The organism is Neobacillus sp. SAB-20_R2A (genome assembly GCF_049568635.1).
GTDB lineage: Bacteria > Bacillota > Bacilli > Bacillales > Cytobacillaceae > Neobacillus > Neobacillus citreus.
In genome coordinates, this window is record NZ_CP145895.1 from 5,571,250 (window position 1) to 5,592,911 (window position 21,662).

The following is a 21,662-nucleotide window of genomic DNA, read 5'->3' on the forward strand; positions in this document are numbered from 1 at the left end:
TAACGGGTGAGCGAATGATTTTGTGACAAAAACAAGGAAAACTTTTTTGAAGGACAAAAAGGATGAATAGATGATTTAGCAAATTTCCTTCAAAACGGAAGGAAATTCCTTGTTGTTTTGTCTTCTGACGCTGACCCTTTATGGCAGTAATAAGATTTTACCCGTACTTTTTCTGCTTTCTAGATATTGGTGAGCTTCTTGTCCGTCCCTTAACGCAAAAGTTGTTGGCTCCGATACTTTTACTTTTCCTTCTTCTATCCATCTAAACAGCTCTTTTGATCGTGTCACTCTTTCTTCCCTAGAAGTGAGAACATTCCAAAGATCTCCCCCCGTTAGAGTTTTCGAGGTATCCATCAACATACGGGGATCAACTGGAGCCGGATCTCCACCTGCCATCCCATAAAATACAACTGTACCACCGATGCGCGTAACAGCAAAACTGTCCATGAGTGTAGAGCCTATTGATTCATAAACAACATCCACCCCTTTGCCGTTCGTTTCCTCCAGAACTTTCTGCTTCCAGTCATCCGTGTACTGGAGAACCAAATCCGCTCCCACTTTTTTTGCAGCTTCAACTTTTTCCTTGGAAGATGTTAAGCCTATTACCTTACCACCAAGAAGCTTTACAATTTGAACAAGGAGCTGCCCGACACCTCCGGCTGCTGCGTGTACTAAGACAACATCATTATTTTTTACAGCATAGCTGTCCCTTGTAAGATAATGTGCAGTTAGCCCTTGAAGAAGTATAGATGCAGCCTCCTTAAATGAAACTGATTCTGGCAAAGGTATCAATTTTTCATATGGAACAGCTACTAGCTCTGCATTGGCAAATGGAACATCAGCAAAGGCAATACGATCTCCTGAGCTTATGCATTGCACTTCTGCTCCTACTTTTTCTACAATTCCGGCACCTTCATAACCTAAAATATAGGGAGGCTCCCCGGCCAAATGATAATTTCCTTTCCTTCTATAAATGTCTGCAAAGTTTAGGCCGATTGCATTCATTCTTACAAGAATTTCATCCGGACCGATGACAGGATCCTTTACTTCGCAATATTCCAGGACTTCCGGACCTCCAAATGTATTAAAAACAAGTGCTTTCATATATAAATACCTCATCTCTAGGGTTAATTATTAAATGCAATACTAACGTAGGACAATATGAATTATGAACCAGTTCAATTTTACAACCACTTTCTTTATTGTAAGCATAAATAGGTCTGTATATCTACTATCCTCCTCTTCCTCCATTTGGAATACCCTTTGATTTAGTACACAAAAAGGAATACCCCCACTTAACCATTTCAACTAACCAAAACTTGAACAACAAATCCGGCAAACTAAACTTTATCGCTCTCGAATTGTTACCAGGCACGGAATAGAAAGAGTATTTGGGTAAAAGACAGAACCAAAGAGAGACAACCTTCTTAGCCAATGTAAAAAATGAAGCACGAGAACCGTCCCCATGCATCAACTCAAAAACTATCAAATTTGAACGAAATTCACGAAATCCCCTTCATCATTTCTAAAATAAAATCAAATTAAAAAAGAGAACAGAAGGCTGTTCCCTTTTTAAACATCAAATATAAAAACGATATTGTCTAATTGTTGGCTGCTTCACGCATTTGCCGTGGAACAAATCATCTCATTTATCAATGAGGTAGATTCCCTATCGTTGCGACCCTCTAGCCGCTTTATCGAATAGAATCCAAGCTAGATTTAGTCCCTACACCTCACCGGGTAGTACAAACACCCTCACCAATCCCTCTCATCACCCGTCGCCCCTCTTTAAAGGTGGCAATTTCTTTTACCCCTTTTTCCAACAGGGTTTGTGTGTTCTGTTCAATAAAGGCCCCGATGTCATCGGGGAAATGGGAATCGGATGAAGTCGTAAAACAAACACCCGCATTGATTAGAATGTCCAGGAACACTGGGCTCGGACACATCTCTTTTACCGGGTACCGGTAATAAAGGCCGGCGTTTATTTCGGTTGCCGTGTCGGTTTCGACAAGGGCATTGGCTATTCTTTCATAGTGGGGGACAAGCAGAGCTTCGTCTGGCCGGTAATTAAATACCTTAAGGTTATCCAGATGCGCGACAAACTGAAAGATGTTGCTGCGAATCGCCTTTTCGACCTCAGCAAAAAAGTCCTTATATAAATCTACTAGGTTATAATGATGGAACCGATTCTGGGTATCTGGATTGTCAAATCCCCAACCGTACATATAATGAACAGAGCCAATCACAAAATCCCACTCATATTTCTCAATGAGCCCCTTTAATTCCGCTTCGCTTCCGGAAAAGTAGTCTGCTTCCAGACCCAGCCTCAATGTGACGCCTGCCTCCTTCCAGCGCGGCTTGGCATCATGAATGGCTCTTACATAATCCCCCATTGACTCCGTCATGACCTGGTTCAGCCAAACCTGCTGTTTGGTTCCGACATCGGAATCACTCAGGTCAAGATTTTTTTCAAAATAAGCCCTTGATTCCTTAAAACGGTATAGATGATCAACAATGCCTACCTCCTTCAGCCCTTTTCGCTTGGCTTCAAGCAAATAGAGATCTAGCCAGGATGCGTCGTATGCTCCTCGTTCCAGTCGTGCCGCCAGCCGCTCCATGCTTTTTTCCAGCCAGCCCCTAGTATGCGGCTTTTCTTCCAGGGGACTGAAATGGTTTAACGCCTGATTGGTACGGTCTAGCCAGCGTAGTGAATAAGGGCCTTCTTCTAGATGCAAATGATAATCAACTTTCATGCTGTTCGCCACCTTTAGCTGTAATCCATTGGAGCATCGTATCCATGCCCGTTTCCTTCCATGAGTTTGGCATGTCTTGATCACAAATCACATGATCAATTTTCGTGATCGGACAAATTTTATAGAACGACTCATGATTTACCTTAGAGGAGTCGGATAGCAGAAACACTTGGTTTGCCCTTTCCACCATCGCAGTGGATACTAAACATTCCTCAAAATCATAATCACTGATATCCGTTGGGGTAATACCTCCACAAGATAAGAAGACTTTGTCAAACCGAAAGGATTCCAGTGTTTTGCACGTCATGCCACCGACAATCGATTTTTGTCCAGGATTCGTAACTCCGCCAAGTACGATGACTTTCCCTTCAAATTCTTTATTTTCCAAACGGTGGTTAAGTTCTTCCGCACATGCGAGGGAATTGGTCACGATCGTCACTCCCTGAACAGCAGAAATCGCACTTGCGAGATGAACGGTCGTCGTTCCAACGTCAATCATGACGGTATCCCCGTCTTTGATAAACTCCGCCGCTTTTCTCCCGATGGCTTTTTTATCGGCAATCCTGACATTCATTTTTTGCGAAAAATGCGGTTCGCTTTTCGTTTGCTGAACCTTGATCGCCCCGCCGTAGACACGCGTTAATTTTTTTTCTTTTTCGAGGATGTCCAAATCCCGCCTGATCGTTTCGGGCGTTACCTCAAGCTCACCAGCAAGGGAAGTGACCAATATTTTCTTCTGTTTTTCGAGCTGCTGTAAAATGTACTCATGACGCTCTGTAACCAGAATATTCATGACAGTGGAATCACATCCTTTTTATGAAGATAAAGAGTTTTCCGAGCGCCTTCCTGCACCTCTTCATCTGATTGATGCAGGTGTTCCGCGGTCACCGCTATCCCATTTGAACTGAACTCATACCGAGTGATATTTCCCAGCATCATGACCTTATTGATTCGGCCGGAAAACGCATAGCCGTCCTCCATGAACTGGGCACTGAAGGCCTCGGGTCTGATCGCGTAAAGTCGATTGGAAAATTCCTTTTCCGAGGTGGCAATCGATAACTCCGAGCCGTCAAGAACATTATAATTACCGATAAATCTTGCGACGAATTCACTGCCCGGTTTGGTATAAATCTCATGAGGCGTACCGGATTGAGCAATCCTGCCTTCGTTTAAAATATAAATCCGGTCACTCACAGCCATGGCTTCCTCCTGGTCATGAGTCACAAGGACAGTCGTAATATTCAATTCCTGCTGGATGGTACGCAGCTGCTTCTGCAGATTTTTCCTGATCTGTGCATCCAGGGCACTTAAGGGCTCATCAAGCAACAATACCTTCGGCTCAGTGACTATCGATCTTGCCAAGGCGACACGCTGCTGCTGGCCTCCTGACAATTCCCTTGGATAGGCATCCTCCTTCCCAGCCAATCCTACCAGCGCCACCATCCGCGCGACCTTTTGTTTAATCGTTTTGCTAGGAAGCTTTTGCATTTTCAAGCCAAAAGCAATATTTTCAGAGACGGTCAGATTCGGGAAAAGGGCGTATGATTGAAAAACCATCCCGATTTGCCGGTCCTTAGCCTTAACATTCGTGACATCACGTCCATCAATCTTGATGACGCCCTGTTCTGGGCTGGTTAATCCCGCAAGGATTCGCAGCAAGGTACTTTTTCCACAACCGCTTGGGCCCAGCAGGGTAACAAATTCACCTTGCTTAAATGATAGATTCAGATCATGTAGGACGGTTTGTCCTTTAAAGGCCTTTTTAATATTTTCAATGGTGACATAGCTCATGTTAGAAAGTCTCCTTCCTTGACCGGGTTACTTTGACAATGATAGAAGATAGAATGGAGATTAAGATAAAATAGCAAATGACAATGGCACTTGCGATATGGCCGCTCACATTCAATTTTTTATACAAGTAGACTTGAACAGTTTCGAAGCTCCCGCCGATTAATAGATTCACTAACACAAATTCCCCGAATAAGATTGAAAATGACAGCAGCGACGAAACTAGTACGCCCGGCATAATATTCGGCAATATGACTTTTAAAAAAGCGGTAAATTGGCTAGCCCCTAATATTTCAGCCGCCTCCATAAGCGAAACGGCCTGAATGTTCCGCAGGCTATTCCGGGTTCCCTGGTACATGTACGGGAGGATTCCAACAAAATAAGCGCCCACGGTGACAACCACCATCGACAGGCCGCTGTTTGAATAAGCCCTGATTAACCCTACCGCAATAATCACACCCGGCATGGCATACGTTAACACAATCAGAGCCTGGATAAATTTCTCCAGCCTTGGTGCGTAGACCACGATCGAGAAAATTGCCGGAACCATGATGAGCAGGGAAAGAATGGTCGCCCCGACCGACAGGATGAGAGACCGTCCCATTGCTTTTAAAAATAACGAATCACTAAAAAGCTCCCCGTACCAGCGAAATGTTAAGCCCTCTGGCAAAATCGTTTTATGCCATTGAGTGGAGAAGGAATAAATGAGAGTGCCAAGCAACGGTACAAGCAAGTATAAAAGGACTGCTCCGATTGTAAGGTAATGAAAAAACGAGTGGTTCTTGTTCACGATAAATCCCTCCGAACCTTGCGTGTTAACCACTCATTGAGAAGCATCGCCACCACAAGGGTTAACCCTAATAATCCCGCAATCGCACTGCCAAGCTCAGGCTTCGCAAAAATATCGCCGGTCGTCAATGCGCCAATTCGGATCGTAACGAGATTATAGGTGCTTCCCGTTAACGCATAAGCGGATGCATATGCTCCCATCGCATTGGCAAAAAGAATACTAAACGTTCCGGCAATGCTTGGAAGAATGATTGGGATCCCAATCCGCAGCCAAAACTGCGTGGAGTTTGCCCCGAGCAGCGAAGCAGCTTCTTTCCAGTGCTTATTAATCCCCTGGTAGACTGGGTAAAGAAGCATAACGGCCAATGGTAGCTGAAAATAAAGATAAATCAGAACAAGGCCAGACCAGGAATAGACATTAAACGAGCTTAGCGTTGCCCAGCCGAAATGCTTGAACATCAAGGTAAACAATCCACTGTTTCCTAACAGAACGATAAAGGCAAACGCTAACGGAATGCCTGCAAAATTGGATGTAAGATTAGCAAAAATCAACACCCGATTTTGGATCCGGCTAGAAAAAAGCGTAATCGAATAGGTGGCAAAAATGGCGAATAAAGTTGCGATAAAACTGGATAAAAGCGAAATCAAAATACTATTTTTAAACGCTTGGCGATAATACTCATTTTGAAAAATATCCTGATATTGCTTGAACGAAAAACCAGTGCCCCCATCTGCTTGAAAGCTTCCATATATCATAAAAAATAATGGAATGATCAGAAACAGAAGAACCAGGAAAAGAAATGGGATAAGACTAGAGACAAGCATTCCATTTATTTTTTTCAATGAAAAAACTCCCTTTTAACTGTGTTTACTCCGGTAAAACCTTTTAAGGAAAAAGGTGCCTCCTGTAAGAAGACACCTATTTTAATTTTGGAAAGGACAGCTTTTGCATGGCTGACGATGGCTGTATGTTTAACAACTCGCATGCCAAAGGCGCAATTTGAAGCTGAGGAATGACCTCTTCATACATGCCATGCTTCAACTTATCCGTGATGATAAATAATGGCACATCCCGGTCAGCTGCTGTCGTACCGCCGTGCTGGCCGTCACGATTCATGCCATGATCGGCTGTCACAATAATCTGGTAGCCTGCCTCCATCCATTTAGGAAGAATATTCGCCAATAGTATATCAACAGCAATCACACGATTCCGATATTCTTTGGAATCAGCCGTAAATAAATGGCCATCATTATCAATATTCATGGAGTGGATATATAGGAAATCTGGTTCATACTGATCCATTAAAAAATTGGCGTCATAAAATAGATGGGAATCAGGATAATGGTCTTCCCAGTAGAAAATACCATGTTGAATGGCTTTTTCCGTATTCAATTGAATGCGGTCTGTCACCGGATGAAAGGGCGCCGAATTATACAATTCACTTACCCAGAAGTAAGAGGCGGTCGCGTTTTTTAAACCAGCCTTCTTGGTTAAATGAAACAAGCTTTCTTCATGAGACAACCGAACCGTTTGATTGGAAGTAATTCCATTTTTAAAAACCGGCGTACCCGTTAAGAGCACCTCATATAATGGCCGGGACAGGCTCGGCAGTTCAGATTTGACCTTAAATCTCGATGCTTTTCCCATTTCAATCAAGTGGTGCAAGTAGCCCATTTGGGAAACGGCTGTGTCATAACGCAGACCGTCGAGCATAATAAAGGCTAGCTTATTTGACATTCATTAACACCTTCTCTTGCCATAATGATAGTAACTGCTGCATGCCTTGCTCCCATGCTTTTGGATCTGATACAGGTTTTGCATTTTTGTACATGTCATTTGGAAGCAATTTTGCTTTCGCATCCTCAGGCAATTTTACATTTTCACGGATAGGACGGGCATAACCGCGTGCCAGGTTTGCTTGTCCTTCATCAGAAAAGATATACTCACGGGCAAGCTTGGCGGCATTTGGGTTTTTGGCATATTTGTTAATAACCGATGCATATCCAGAGATAACGGACGCCTCCTGAGGGATGACAACATCAAAGCGGTTCTTGTCAATCTGGTCCCTATAGCCAAGACCATTAAAGTCCCAAACGATGGCGACATCTACTTCGCCCTTTTCTAATGCCGTTAAGTTGACATTATTCGTTTGAAGACGACCTTGTTTTGCCATCTTCGCAAAGAAATCGATACCAGGTTGGATGTTCTTCTCATCCCCGCCGTTTGCATAGGCCGCGGCCAACACACCGTATTGAGATTGACTCGCTTTTAATACGTCGCCAATTGCTACCTTGTAATTGCCGGTTTCAAGCTCCTTCCAGGTTTTCGGAGGATTTTTCACATTCGTCTTATCGGTCAGAAAGGCAATGGTTCCGGTATAACCAATCATCCAGTCACCGTTATCATCCTTCGCCCACTTTGGAACATCGTCCCAATGTGAGGTTTTAAACGGAAGGGTTAATCCCTTTTGTTCCGCTAACGGCCCGAAGGATGCACCAACATCACCAATATCTGCCGTTGCATTTTCTTTCTCCGATTCAAACTTTGCTAGTTCTTCGGCACTGGACATATCAGTATCCGTATGTTTAATACCATATTTTGAATCGAGGTCCTCCCAGGTCCCCTTCCAGTTTGCCCATGTGTCCGGCATTCCGACAGAGTTGACTTGACCCTCTTGTTTAGCATTCTTGATCACGTCTTCAACAGAAACTTGATTTGAAGCTTGGACATTCTTTGCGGTGTCCTCATTTTTATTTGAACAGCCTGTGAATATAGAAACAGATAAAACTCCTACTGCAGCCATCGTTAAAACAGAACCTTTTTTCATCGAAACAACCCTCCAGAGTTTGTTTTTTGTTTGTTTGTATTTGTTTTACACTTTTTATATTACAAACCAAACGTAAAATACGTATTAAACAAATGTAATGATTTCCTAAAGGTTCTTTAATAGAATGTAAATCCTGCTTGATATGAACCAAGCCAGAAATAAACGACAAAAAGAAGTTGATTTTTTACAACCAACTTCTTTTTAACTATTATAGATAAAACTCTCCTACCGAATCGTTAACGTACGATCGGATTCACGTCCAAAACCATCTACTTCGATACGGTCTTTGTAAACCTTTAAAATGGAATAAGCATTAGTATCAGCGGTATCTACCATTCCCTTAAGGTTTAAATAGTGAATACCATTTTTATAACCATAATTTCCTGCATGGTTATGTCCATTAATGTATGCCACCACATTGCCGGATGCCTCGAGTTCGGCCATTACGGCTTCGGAATTCCACACATTATGCTGATTCGCAGGGTAAACGGGCATATGAGAGAACACAACCACTTTTTCCTGTGATTGAGCCGCCTTTTGGAGCACACCGCGCAGCCATGCCAGCTGTTCTTCGCTAACTCCGCCATTCCAAGTTTGGGCGTTGATTGCGCCCGTTTCTTTTAACGAATTATACATCACTTGGGCCTGTTGATATTTCTCAGATCCGACTGGATTTGCGTAAAGGCTAAGATCATTGGTATCTAGCGCGATAAACCGCCAGTTCTTATATTTAAAATCGTAATATTGATTCTGCATCCCAAGAATATCAACGACTTGGTCTGTTGTGACAGGAAAGTCATGGTTACCAAGAAGATGATATTTCGGGCCCTCAATCGAATTAAAATATGGAAGGATCGTTGAAAAACTGGATATATTGCGGTCAATCAAATCACCGGTTTGCACAGTAAAATCTACATCTTGTTCGTTAAATGTTTGCGAGGCCTCCATCAGCTTGTCAATAGAGTTGCGGTAAAAGCGCGTTCCATTGTCATCACAGTCACAGTACTGAATATCCGGAACAACTCCAATTGTAAACTTTGGCTTTTCTTCCGTTTTTGCGAACGCTGAGGATGCAGGGCTGACAGCGTTAACAGAAATCCCAAGTGCAACAGCGACTGCCAAGCATTTTAGCTTCACTCCTAGATTCTGTTTTGTCTTTTGTCCAATTAACATAAAGATTCCCCTTCCCTTTTCTATTATTCGGTTTAATCATAGACTATTAAAATATGGAAAAGAGGATATTTACAATCTCTTTAAAATATATTGAAGTGTGTAACAGAATCTAGTAAAAATCTTTAAAAAAAATCGTCCTTTTTAATCTTCACCTTTGGTGTTACTAGGTAAAATGGCAGATTAGATATTGGTACTATTTGTCCTGTTCATAACTATGGCGAACTCCTACCTGCCCGAGCAGATGAAGGTGTGAAAGTAATATCGCCATTTAAGATTACGGCAAAACATGGGGACGGTTCTTGCGCATCATTGTTTGAAACGCTAAATCTCTTCCCATGCTTCACATGTTCGTTCGATGGATTTCAACAAATTGTTGCCCCTGTGCAATTTAAACAAACGTTTGTGTAAACCGACTCAAAGCCTTGCCACGGCGGACTTTTTATTCCAACATCTCAAAAAGGCTTGTCGGTCAGACAAACGTTTATGTAAATTGGAGCAAAATGTTGATAAATCAGAGTTTCTGGTATTTCTCTCGAAAAAAATTTGATGAATAATGCCAGATTAGGAGGGTTTATTTCTGGCAAATGTAACACTTATTCGGAAAGACGCTAATTCCCCAAAAAAATCAATCAACGATTTTCTTGAAGGTAGGATTCCGTAAGTGGTAAGCAATAAATACATACATCCCCTGCGTAATGGGGGTCAATTTGTGTACGAAACTTCACAAACTTACTCAACGAAAAAGGCAATGTCAATTAAACATTGCCTAAAATACTTCTAGATAAAATTAATCTTCCGTTCCTAAAACATCTGTATTTGGGGGCTCATAACCCATCTGACGGAGCATGGCTACTATTTGTCCCTTGTGATGAAACTCGTGAGTGATGGTGTGCATGAGCAATTTACGAGGAGTAATTGATAATAGTTCAGGTGCTTCTCTCCAAGGGATTTCTCTCTCAATTAGCACGTTTAAATCATGTCCATGTAGTTCTAATAATTCATTTACGATTGAATCTACTTGTTCAAATCGTGCTTTTATTTCCTCTAAACTGAGATTATGTATTTCCTCCCTTGGAGTAAGTGGTTTTTTTGTCTTCAATAAAACAAATGAGCCAAGCCATGCAACATAGCAATCTGCTATATGAACCAATGTGTCTCTTACACTTTGCCAACCGAAACCATTTGTTTGAGTAAAATGATTAGGATCCAATTTCCTACAAAAATCTAACAGAGTTCCTCTAGTCTGCCGAACCCATCCATATTCGTGTTGAAGCATCCAAACACCCGCCTTTAACAGATATAACTACTTATTCTATACACGTATAGAAAAAACCTTTCCCTTCTTCCACCAAACAGCATTTTCGCAAATGAATAAATTGGAAGTACCGGTTTGAGTTCAGAGCTTGATTTGGAAACAGAGTGGAGATAATCCAGTTAATGTAAGTCGTTTTGAAAAAAAAAGACAACCAATTCAGGTTGTCTTTTTGTTTGCCCGGCAGCGTCCTACTCTCACAGGGACTTGCGTCCCAACTACCATCGGCGCTGAGAAGCTTAACTTCCGTGTTCGGGATGGGAACGGGTGTGACCTTCTCGCCATTGCTACCGGACCTATTGAATTAGAGGTTTCATTCCCTCAAAACTAGATAACGCAGAAGAAGTTTAGTAAAAACGAGTTCACCTTACTTAATATGACTTGGTTAAGTCCTCGATCGATTAGTATCAGTCAGCTCCACACGTCACCGCGCTTCCACCTCTGACCTATCAACCTGATCATCTTTCAGGGATCTTACTAGCTTGACGCTATGGGAAATCTCATCTCGAGGGGGGCTTCATGCTTAGATGCTTTCAGCACTTATCCCGTCCGCACATAGCTACCCAGCGATGCCTTTGGCAAGACAACTGGTACACCAGCGGTGCGTCCATCCCGGTCCTCTCGTACTAAGGACAGCTCCTCTCAAATTTCCTGCGCCCACGACGGATAGGGACCGAACTGTCTCACGACGTTCTGAACCCAGCTCGCGTACCGCTTTAATGGGCGAACAGCCCAACCCTTGGGACCGACTACAGCCCCAGGATGCGATGAGCCGACATCGAGGTGCCAAACCTCCCCGTCGATGTGGACTCTTGGGGGAGATAAGCCTGTTATCCCCAGGGTAGCTTTTATCCGTTGAGCGATGGCCCTTCCATGCGGAACCACCGGATCACTAAGCCCGACTTTCGTCCCTGCTCGACTTGTAGGTCTCGCAGTCAAGCTCCCTTGTGCCTTTACACTCTGCGAATGATTTCCAACCATTCTGAGGGAACCTTTGGGCGCCTCCGTTACACTTTAGGAGGCGACCGCCCCAGTCAAACTGCCCACCTGACACTGTCTCCCACCCCGATCAGGGGTGCGGGTTAGAATTTCAATACAGCCAGGGTAGTATCCCACCGACGCCTCCACCGAAGCTGGCGCTCCGGCTTCTCAGGCTCCTACCTATCCTGTACAAGCTGTACCAAAATTCAATATCAGGCTACAGTAAAGCTCCATGGGGTCTTTCCGTCCTGTCGCGGGTAACCTGCATCTTCACAGGTACTATAATTTCACCGAGTCTCTCGTTGAGACAGTGCCCAGATCGTTACGCCTTTCGTGCGGGTCGGAACTTACCCGACAAGGAATTTCGCTACCTTAGGACCGTTATAGTTACGGCCGCCGTTTACTGGGGCTTCGATTCAGAGCTTCGCTTGCGCTAACCCCTCCTCTTAACCTTCCAGCACCGGGCAGGCGTCAGCCCCTATACTTCGCCTTGCGGCTTTGCAGAGACCTGTGTTTTTGCTAAACAGTCGCCTGGGCCTATTCACTGCGGCTCTTCGGGGCTATTCACCCCAAAAAGCACCCCTTCTCCCGAAGTTACGGGGTCATTTTGCCGAGTTCCTTAACGAGAGTTCTCTCGCTCACCTTAGGATTCTCTCCTCGCCTACCTGTGTCGGTTTGCGGTACGGGCACCTTTTATCTCGCTAGAGGCTTTTCTTGGCAGTGTGGAATCAGGAACTTCGGTACTATAATTCCCTCGGCATCACAGCTCAGCCTTATGGCAAGCGGATTTTCCTACTTGCCAGCCTAACTGCTTGCACGCACATATCCAGCAGTGCGCTTACCCTATCCTCCTGCGTCCCCCCATCACTCAAACGATAAAGAGGTGGTACAGGAATATCAACCTGTTGTCCATCGCCTACGCCTTTCGGCCTCGGCTTAGGTCCCGACTAACCCTGAGCGGACGAGCCTTCCTCAGGAAACCTTAGGCATACGGTGGATGAGATTCTCACTCATCTTTCGCTACTCATACCGGCATTCTCACTTCTAAGCGCTCCACCAGTCCTTACGGTCTAGCTTCAACGCCCTTAGAACGCTCTCCTACCGCGGACACCACAAGGTGTCCACCCACAGCTTCGGTGATACGTTTAGCCCCGGTACATTTTCGGCGCAGAGTCACTCGACCAGTGAGCTATTACGCACTCTTTAAATGGTGGCTGCTTCTAAGCCAACATCCTGGTTGTCTAAGCAACTCCACATCCTTTTCCACTTAACGTATACTTTGGGACCTTAGCTGGTGGTCTGGGCTGTTTCCCTTTTGACTACGGATCTTATCACTCGCAGTCTGACTCCCACGGATAAGTCATTGGCATTCGGAGTTTGTCTGAATTCGGTAACCCGATGAGGGCCCCTAGTCCAAACAGTGCTCTACCTCCAAGACTCTAACTACGTGAGGCTAGCCCTAAAGCTATTTCGGAGAGAACCAGCTATCTCCAAGTTCGATTGGAATTTCTCCGCTACCCACACCTCATCCCCGCACTTTTCAACGTGCGTGGGTTCGGGCCTCCATCCAGTGTTACCTGGACTTCACCCTGGACATGGGTAGATCACCTGGTTTCGGGTCTACGACTACATACTAATTCGCCCTATTCAGACTCGCTTTCGCTGCGGCTCCGTCTCTTCAACTTAACCTCGCATGCAATCGTAACTCGCCGGTTCATTCTACAAAAGGCACGCCATCACCCATGAACGGGCTCTGACTACTTGTAGGCACACGGTTTCAGGATCTCTTTCACTCCCCTTCCGGGGTGCTTTTCACCTTTCCCTCACGGTACTGGTTCACTATCGGTCACTAGGGAGTATTTAGCCTTGGGAGATGGTCCTCCCTGCTTCCGACCGGATTTCACGTGTCCGGCCGTACTCAGGATCCACTCAGGAGGGAACGAAGTTTCAACTACAGGGCTTTTACCTTCTATGGCTGGCCTTTCCAGACCGCTTCATCTACCCCGTTCCTTTGTAACTCCATGTTGAGTGTCCTACAACCCCGAAAGGCAAGCCTTTCGGTTTGGGCTGTTCCCGTTTCGCTCGCCGCTACTCAGGGAATCGCGTTTGCTTTCTCTTCCTCCGGGTACTTAGATGTTTCAGTTCCCCGGGTCTGCCTTCAATACCCTATGTATTCAGGTAAAGATACTGCTCCATTACGAACAGTGGGTTTCCCCATTCGGAAATCTCCGGATCGGCGCTTACTTACAGCTCCCCGAAGCATATCGGTGTTAGTCCCGTCCTTCATCGGCTCCTAGTGCCAAGGCATTCACCGTGCGCCCTTTCTAACTTAACCTAAAAGGTTTTACTTACTCTTAAAAATAAGAGAGAAAAACTAAAATGGCGATTACTCGGTTCTTACTTGGTTACTTCTTCTTTTACGATTATCTAGTTTTCAAAGAACGAAAGTTTTGAGAGATTATTCTCTCAAAACTAAACAAACAAGAAACAGTCAACTTCTTATCAGTCCATAAGGACTGCATTATCCTTAGAAAGGAGGTGATCCAGCCGCACCTTCCGATACGGCTACCTTGTTACGACTTCACCCCAATCATCTGTCCCACCTTAGGCGGCTGGCTCCTTACGGTTACCCCACCGACTTCGGGTGTTACAAACTCTCGTGGTGTGACGGGCGGTGTGTACAAGGCCCGGGAACGTATTCACCGCGGCATGCTGATCCGCGATTACTAGCGATTCCGGCTTCATGCAGGCGAGTTGCAGCCTGCAATCCGAACTGAGAATGGTTTTATGGGATTGGCTCCACCTCGCGGCTTCGCTGCCCTTTGTACCATCCATTGTAGCACGTGTGTAGCCCAGGTCATAAGGGGCATGATGATTTGACGTCATCCCCACCTTCCTCCGGTTTGTCACCGGCAGTCACCTTAGAGTGCCCAACTGAATGCTGGCAACTAAGATCAAGGGTTGCGCTCGTTGCGGGACTTAACCCAACATCTCACGACACGAGCTGACGACAACCATGCACCACCTGTCACTCTGTCCCCCGAAGGGGAAATTCCTATCTCTAGGAGTGTCAGAGGATGTCAAGACCTGGTAAGGTTCTTCGCGTTGCTTCGAATTAAACCACATGCTCCACCGCTTGTGCGGGCCCCCGTCAATTCCTTTGAGTTTCAGCCTTGCGGCCGTACTCCCCAGGCGGAGTGCTTAATGCGTTAGCTGCAGCACTAAAGGGCGGAAACCCTCTAACACTTAGCACTCATCGTTTACGGCGTGGACTACCAGGGTATCTAATCCTGTTTGCTCCCCACGCTTTCGCGCCTCAGCGTCAGTTACAGACCAGAAAGCCGCCTTCGCCACTGGTGTTCCTCCACATCTCTACGCATTTCACCGCTACACGTGGAATTCCGCTTTCCTCTTCTGCACTCAAGTCCCCCAGTTTCCAATGACCCTCCACGGTTGAGCCGTGGGCTTTCACATCAGACTTAAAGGACCGCCTGCGCGCGCTTTACGCCCAATAATTCCGGACAACGCTTGCCACCTACGTATTACCGCGGCTGCTGGCACGTAGTTAGCCGTGGCTTTCTGGTCAGGTACCGTCAAGGTACCGGCAGTTACTCCGATACTTGTTCTTCCCTGACAACAGAGCTTTACGACCCGAAGGCCTTCATCGCTCACGCGGCGTTGCTCCATCAGACTTTCGTCCATTGTGGAAGATTCCCTACTGCTGCCTCCCGTAGGAGTCTGGGCCGTGTCTCAGTCCCAGTGTGGCCGATCACCCTCTCAGGTCGGCTACGCATCGTCGCCTTGGTGAGCCGTTACCTCACCAACTAGCTAATGCGCCGCGGGCCCATCTGTAAGTGTCAGCCGAAACCGACTTTCAACCTTCCCTCATGCGAGGGAAGAAATTATCCGGTATTAGCTCCGGTTTCCCGAAGTTATCCCAGTCTTACAGGCAGGTTGCCCACGTGTTACTCACCCGTCCGCCGCTAACCACCGGGAGCAAGCTCCCAGTGATTCGCTCGACTTGCATGTATTAGGCACGCCGCCAGCGTTCGTCCTGAGCCAGGATCAAACTCTCCAATAAAGTTGAGTTGATTAGCTCAAAAATGTTACGTTGGCTCATGTTTTCTATTTATATAGAAGAAACATGATCATTATTGTTTGTTGACGTTTTTGTTTGTTTAGTTTTCAAAGAACTATCTTTGTCGCTCGTAAAAGCGACAGGAATTATATTGTATCGCATTTCTTACAATCTATCAACCATCAATTATTTCCAATTGCGATTGACTTAAACGCTCTTTTCAAAAGCGACTTTTACATCATAACACCATTGGCACTATAATGCAACTAAAAGTTTTTTAATCAAGATAAAAACATTATTGTTTCATATCCTAATGTATTTCGTCACCCAAAAAAGTGACTGGAGTAATAATATATACCCTTTACGCATGGATTTCAACTGGTAATTTCATCCTATGGGATTATCTCATAATAAGAATGGAGGACGAACAGTTTCGAAATTCGCCACCAAACGAAAGCCCCGAAAAACTGATCAATCAATTAGAAAATGTTAAATCCGCCGGATACGCGAATCTTCACGGCCACAGTAAAAAACGGAATGCCGTTGATGTTGAAAGTAAAAGAATAAATTTCAATATTGGAATTGTAAAGCACAGGGACGGTTCTTCCGCCTCACTTTGAGGCAGAAGAACCGTCCCCATGCATCATTACAAGTATCTTAACGTAAAGTTTCCGATTAATTTGTCTCCATTTTCAATATATAAAAAAACTTCATCAAAAAAGAGAACAGAAGGCTGTTCCCTTTTTTAACATCAAATATAAAAACAATACTGTCTAATGGTTGGCTGCTTCTTGTAAGGAACAGCAATTCCCAATGCCTGATAGGCGGGAAGGAGAACGCCAAAGGGCTACTCCCCCTCCATAATTTCCTTCGCCTTATTCAGCTGTTCGACCAACTTTTCTACCGATTGTTGAAGCTTATTTTGATCGGGTGAAGCCGCTAAATGTTGTGCAATTTCTGTCCCTGTTGCCTCAATATTTTCCACCAAGCTTGGATCCTTTTTTGCTAATTTATCTTTGATTTGGTCAAAATTTTGGGATAATTCACCTAACTCAGCCTTAAACTGATCATATTTTTCACTGTACAAGAACTCCTTCATTTCCGCTAATTCATGTTCGATTTTACCAAACTGATTCATCTCGTGGTTCATGATCTTTTCTTCAAATCCAGGATATACAATGAACGTATGCATGCCATGTGTCGCGTGAGGTCCCATATGACAGTGAAGCGGCCATGCACCGGGATTATCTGCCACAAACTCAAGGTCATATCGTTCACCTGGGGCAATACTGATTGTATCCTTTACCTGCGGATTTGGATTGATTCGGCCATCAGTTGCTACCACTTTAAAGTGATGTCCATGCGTATGGATGGAATGAACGTCAGAGCCGGCATTAATTAACCGAATCAGGTACTTTCCATCCTTCTTCACTTTCAACGGCGGAATATCACCATCCATCTTTCCATTGATAGTAAAATATTTTGGATGGCGGTCCACAGTATCGTATTCACCATTTAAATGTTCATTCTCTGCAGCCGTTCCCAAGTATGCTCCTGCTTCTGTACCTTCAGCAACACTTAGTAACGGGTCACGTTCACCCAGCATGAGAACAAATTCTTTATCATACTTAACCTTTTGTTCCTTTGGTTCCACAATAAAGGCACCATACAATCCCATTTCAGGGTGGCGGTCCGGTTCAACATGACAATGGTAGAAGTAGGTTCCAGAATGGCCCGCAACAAATTCATATGTATAGGTTTCACCATCCTCTACCTCCTTTTGGCTGACTCCAGGCGTCCCATCACCTTTGAAACTGTTGTCGATGCCATGAAAATGAATGGTATGCGGTTCTTTTTGCTTATTATGAAAAATAATCTTTACATGCTCGCCTTCTTTCACACGAATTTCCGGACCTGGAATGGTGGGCTCGGAAGCCGGTTTATTATTTTTTTCATCCCACAAACCGTATCCCCAAGAATACAATGTTTTTCCTTCAGATAACTCTTCTGTAATATCACCAGCATATAAAGAAATCACTTTTGCCTCATTAGACGATTTTTCATCAGCTTCTACTTTTGGTGCCTTCTCATCTTTATTAGACACTGACGAGTTGGAAGCATTAGAACAAGCTGCTAATAACAATAGAATACCTATCACTATAGTGCCTAACTTTCCATAAATCTTCATAAATCTCCCTCTCCCTATGTTGATAATGATTATCATTCTCTCTATACTGATTATTATTATCAATTAAGCGCACAATTCTGTCAATCTCATTTCTAAAGGTAAAAATAAACAGCAATGTTATTATTTTAAAATAAGCGAGGCAAAAGATGTCAGGCACTATCCCTGTTAGCCTAAACCTCCCCCCCAACTGGATTTTTATAGCATTAAAAAAAGACAGCCTGCCCACACAAAGGCTAGCTGTCCTTTTTGATCATCCACTACTAAATTCAGCCACAAAATTGCCTAAAAAAGAGGCCAAAGTGTCCGAACCTTCTTAAGTTGTTTTTTTCAGTGGCCTCGGATGGTTCTTCCGCCTCACTTTGAGGCAGAAGAACCGTCCCCATGCATCACTACCTGCATCCGTTTATTAAACATCGTTGGGTAAGACAAGAACCCTAGCATGATACTTGTGATGGATGCTGTCGTTAGAAGCAGGAACAGCACAAGCAGCTGGAATTGAACTGCCTGAACAGGGCTCGCACCTGCAATAATTTGACCGCTCATCATCCCAGGGAGCTGAACCAGTCCAATCGTTTTTTGACTCTCAATGGTCGGAATCATACTTGCTTTGATTGAGGTCATCAACTGGGTGTGGACGGCCTGTTTAGGTGTTCCTCCAAGAGATAGGATCAGTTCTGTCTGATCCTGATGGGACTCGGTCTCCGCAATAAACCGATTAAGAAACAGGATGGCCAGCACCATTCCATTGCCAATCATCATTCCGCTGATTGGAATGATATATTGGGCGGTATGGGGTGTAATATTGAATCCGAGTAAGATGCTTTGCGTTAACACTTCGATAAAAATTAACGTAACAGCGATTTTCCACGTAATCCCTTTAATCGCTGCCCCTTTTTTACGGGCATTCAAGGTCGCTGCAATAATCATCACGGCAACCATTAAGAAGATATAAATAATGCTTTCGGAGTCGAACACAAATTTAAGAATATAGCCCACAACAAGCAATTGGATGATGGAGCGGATGACGGCGATCGTCGCATCTTTTTCCAGCCCAAGGTTCAGGGTCTTCGATAATACGATGGGAATGAGAACAAAAATGAGAGAAAAGATTAAGGCCATGGTGCTCATCCCAATTCCCCCTTAACAAACTGCCTTACTCGCTCATTGCTTGGTGATTCTAATAATTCACTTTTCCCCGTTTCAACGATTTCCCCTGCCATCATCACCCATGTATATGTCCCGACATGTAAAGCCTGTTTTAAGTTGTGTGTAATCCAAACAATCGTCACGCCATACTTCCGGTTGATTTTTACAATTAGTTCCTCAATTTCCTTTTGCGAGACTTGATCGAGAGACGAAGTAATTTCATCCAGTAATAATATTTGCGGATGATTCACCAACGTGCGGGCGATCGATACCTTCTGACGCTGCCCGCCTGATAATTCCCTACTGTTTCTATGTAAAAAATCCTTTGACAAACCGACGTCCTTTAATAAATCTATGGCTTGTAAATCTGGAAGCCGTTTCCCTTGCAGTTCCAGGGGCAGTGCCAAATTTTTATGTACACTTCCATCAATCATCGGCGCACTTTGAAGCGCCATCCCAACCTTCCTCCGTAATTCCACAGGGTCATAATCATTTATGTTTTGATCATGAACGATAATGTCTCCATCATTTGGCGACAACAGCCCATTGCACAACTTAAGCAGCGTCGTCTTCCCAGCCCCCGAAGGCCCTACCAAAGTCGTAATCTCCCCATCATAAAAAGCCCCAGAAATATCTCTCAAAATCGGCTGACCATCAATAGAGTAATTAACATCATTAAACTGTATAGCTGGTTTCATTTTCGTTCACTTCCTTATGAAGCATGTGTATGAAGCATGGGGACGGTTCTTCTGCTTCCATGTTCATTTAGGTGACAGGCACCTCTTAGCCAATCTTACCAAAAACTCACTTCCGTTTGCTAGTTCACCCATTCCTTCCATTGTCCCATGGTGTGTCTCGACAATCGTGGCTTAATAAAGCAACAGAAATCAGGTTAGCCCGTTCTGTTTTAGAGCACAAAAATAAAAGGTTCAAATCGCATATGATTTGAACCTTTTATTTTTGTGGATTTAATTTTATAACATAACAGAACGTTGATTTCACAGTGTTAGAAAAATAAACGAAAAAATTCCGTTTAAATTGGGAAATACCCATATTTCACTAAAAATAAAGGAATTTTTTTCGTTTATATGATCCAAATCTTTAGATTTTGTCTTATTTAGAGCAGTTAATCGGAATTTATTCGCTTATATCCACTTTTTAAGCTTCCTTTTATAAATTAACCGAAATTTCTCCGCCTATGAATTCTCATACCTAGATGAAAATCAACAATGGTTAATAACAGCTAATTCTCAACGGTACCAAATGCAAGTTATGCAGATATCTTTTCACAAGGACGGTTCTGATTGGCCCACAAGAACCGTCCCTACAATCACTTCCCGCCTGGGCTTACTCCCAATGCATAATCAGGGATTCCGTCATACACGCTAGGGTCTACATTTTCAATGGAACCATCGGCCAAGCTGTTGAGGACTGCCATGACTGGCACTTTCGCGGTTTCCTTCAGCATTCCGTTTTGCTTTTGGCCCAATGTCTGCGTCTGACCTTTGATTTCAATCAGCATCGTAGCGGTGCCATTTAACTGAATCGCCCCCAAACCTGAGCCAGGATAGTTCACCTGAGGGTATTTTTGAATGGCGCCATATGATGAGTTCCCGCGCTGCAAGGATTCATAAGCAACGGCGTTCACCTTTTTGCTGAGTGTTTCCACAGCTGGATCGACAGCATATGTTTTTCCACTGAATGGATCCACGTATGGCTTTGTCGTAAACAGACCTAACAGCTGAATGGAGACGGAACGGCTGTCTTCTTCCGATAATCGGTTGAATCCACGGTGATGAATGTCGATGGCGACATCCGGATCAAATTCCTGTACCAGTTCGGTCAAGGCGCGTGTTTCCGGCGAGAAGACCAGCGCTGCCTGCGAACCGTTGTTTGTATCTTTGCTATTCAAGATAGCCGCCACTTTTTGCGGGTTTTTCGCTATCTCTTCGTTTACGTCAAAATCATAATTCGGGTTGAAATCACGGTTTAGGTCAAACCCCGGAATGCCATAAACAACGGATCCAGCATTATTGACAGCCCGTTCACTTCCTGCTGCATTGTAATACCAAGGAGCTTTAGTATCTTCCGGCAGACCTAATTCTACTGGATTAAATGTTTGATGTGAGTATCTTGTAGGGTAAGGCTTTCCTTCGTATTGGTTAGCGGTCCCGTCCGGATTAACACGGGGAACGAACCAAATGTTCACCTTGTCCAAAATTTGCTCAGCTTCTTTACCGCCAGCAGAAAGTTTTTGGATTAGTTCAACTGCCGCCTCCGTACCAAGCGGCTCATTACCATGGATTTGCGTATAGACCAATACGCGTTTCTTGTGCGGATCCTGATCTCCCAGTTTTACCACATAAAGCGGGTAGCCATCGTTAGATGTTCCAAATTGCTCGAGCTCTACTTTTCCGTTGGATGCTTGCTCCAATTGTTTCAATTTTGCTTCCAATTGCTCGTTCGACATCAAGCCTGCAAAGGAAAGATTTTGCTGGTCCTGTACCCAAGGTCCGTTTGGTGTAGTCGTTGGTTCGGCAAAAACCGACGTTGCCCCCAAAATAATTGTCGAGGCCAATACCCCGCTGGAAATTATGTAACCGAGTCGTTTCTTCTTTTTCATACT

The 21,662-nt window shown here is 44.4% G+C and carries 14 protein-coding genes and 3 rRNA genes; all 17 read right to left on the reverse strand.

Translation table 11 applies throughout. From position 1 onward, the window contains the following. Nucleotides 1-138: 138 nt before the first annotated feature. The 17 genes from V5M37_RS27260 to V5M37_RS27340 all read right to left on the reverse strand — a co-directional run bounded on the left by V5M37_RS27260 (nt 139) and on the right by V5M37_RS27340 (nt 21,659). Nucleotides 139-1,119, reverse strand: a complete 981-nt coding sequence (locus V5M37_RS27260; protein ID WP_423800006.1) for a quinone oxidoreductase family protein — start codon at nt 1,117-1,119, stop codon at nt 139-141. Between the two features lie 614 nt (nt 1,120-1,733). Beyond that, complete coding sequence (locus V5M37_RS27265) at nt 1,734-2,753, reverse strand: histidinol phosphate phosphatase domain-containing protein (protein WP_423800007.1); 1,020 nt, start codon at nt 2,751-2,753, stop codon at nt 1,734-1,736. Beyond that, nucleotides 2,743-3,546 carry a DeoR/GlpR family DNA-binding transcription regulator gene (locus tag V5M37_RS27270; RefSeq protein ID WP_423800008.1) on the reverse strand — a complete coding sequence of 268 codons (804 nt, stop codon included), beginning with the start codon at nt 3,544-3,546 and terminating at the stop codon, nt 2,743-2,745. The genes V5M37_RS27265 and V5M37_RS27270 overlap by 11 nt, the downstream gene beginning before the upstream one ends. Continuing rightward, nucleotides 3,543-4,544 (reverse strand): ABC transporter ATP-binding protein, encoded by a 1,002-nt coding sequence (locus tag V5M37_RS27275; protein ID WP_423800009.1) that lies wholly within the window; start codon nt 4,542-4,544, stop codon nt 3,543-3,545. Before V5M37_RS27275 ends, V5M37_RS27270 begins: the two co-directional genes overlap by 4 nt. Before the next feature lies 1 nt (nt 4,545). Beyond that, entirely contained in the window at nt 4,546-5,331 is a 786-nt protein-coding gene (locus V5M37_RS27280; RefSeq protein WP_423800010.1) for an ABC transporter permease, read from the reverse strand. After that, nucleotides 5,328-6,173: an ABC transporter permease gene (locus V5M37_RS27285; protein WP_423800011.1), complete on the reverse strand. Its 846-nt coding sequence runs from the start codon at nt 6,171-6,173 to the stop codon at nt 5,328-5,330. The genes V5M37_RS27280 and V5M37_RS27285 overlap by 4 nt, the downstream gene beginning before the upstream one ends. A 76-nt stretch (nt 6,174-6,249) precedes the next feature. Next, complete coding sequence (locus V5M37_RS27290; RefSeq protein WP_423800012.1) at nt 6,250-7,068, reverse strand: alkaline phosphatase family protein; 819 nt, start codon at nt 7,066-7,068, stop codon at nt 6,250-6,252. Then, complete coding sequence (locus tag V5M37_RS27295; RefSeq protein WP_423800013.1) at nt 7,058-8,158, reverse strand: ABC transporter substrate-binding protein; 1,101 nt, start codon at nt 8,156-8,158, stop codon at nt 7,058-7,060. The genes V5M37_RS27290 and V5M37_RS27295 overlap by 11 nt, the downstream gene beginning before the upstream one ends. A 225-nt stretch (nt 8,159-8,383) precedes the next feature. Then, nucleotides 8,384-9,331 carry a metallophosphoesterase gene (locus tag V5M37_RS27300; protein WP_423800014.1) on the reverse strand — a complete coding sequence of 316 codons (948 nt, stop codon included), beginning with the start codon at nt 9,329-9,331 and terminating at the stop codon, nt 8,384-8,386. A gap of 787 nt (nt 9,332-10,118) precedes the next feature. Continuing rightward, nucleotides 10,119-10,607: a DinB family protein gene (locus tag V5M37_RS27305; protein ID WP_423800015.1), complete on the reverse strand. Its 489-nt coding sequence runs from the start codon at nt 10,605-10,607 to the stop codon at nt 10,119-10,121. Between the two features lie 214 nt (nt 10,608-10,821). Further along, nucleotides 10,822-10,938, reverse strand: a 5S ribosomal RNA gene (gene rrf, locus V5M37_RS27310). Nucleotides 10,939-11,024: 86 nt separating this feature from the next. Then, nucleotides 11,025-13,959 (reverse strand): 23S ribosomal RNA (locus V5M37_RS27315). Nucleotides 13,960-14,155: 196 nt separating this feature from the next. Next, nucleotides 14,156-15,705, reverse strand: a 16S ribosomal RNA gene (locus V5M37_RS27320). Together the 16S, 23S and 5S rRNA genes form the textbook arrangement of a ribosomal RNA operon. A gap of 844 nt (nt 15,706-16,549) precedes the next feature. Beyond that, on the reverse strand, nt 16,550-17,890 hold the full coding sequence (locus V5M37_RS27325) for a multicopper oxidase domain-containing protein (RefSeq protein ID WP_423800016.1): 1,341 nt from the start codon (nt 17,888-17,890) through the stop codon (nt 16,550-16,552). Between the two features lie 354 nt (nt 17,891-18,244). Further along, the gene (locus V5M37_RS27330) at nt 18,245-19,018 is read right to left on the reverse strand and encodes an ABC transporter permease (protein WP_423800017.1); all 774 of its coding nucleotides are present in this window, start codon (nt 19,016-19,018) and stop codon (nt 18,245-18,247) included. Continuing rightward, complete coding sequence (locus V5M37_RS27335) at nt 19,015-19,734, reverse strand: phosphate ABC transporter ATP-binding protein (protein WP_423800018.1); 720 nt, start codon at nt 19,732-19,734, stop codon at nt 19,015-19,017. Before V5M37_RS27335 ends, V5M37_RS27330 begins: the two co-directional genes overlap by 4 nt. A 632-nt stretch (nt 19,735-20,366) precedes the next feature. Then, nucleotides 20,367-21,659 (reverse strand): M14 family zinc carboxypeptidase, encoded by a 1,293-nt coding sequence (locus tag V5M37_RS27340; RefSeq protein ID WP_423800019.1) that lies wholly within the window; start codon nt 21,657-21,659, stop codon nt 20,367-20,369. Between the last annotated feature and the right edge of the window lie 3 nt (nt 21,660-21,662).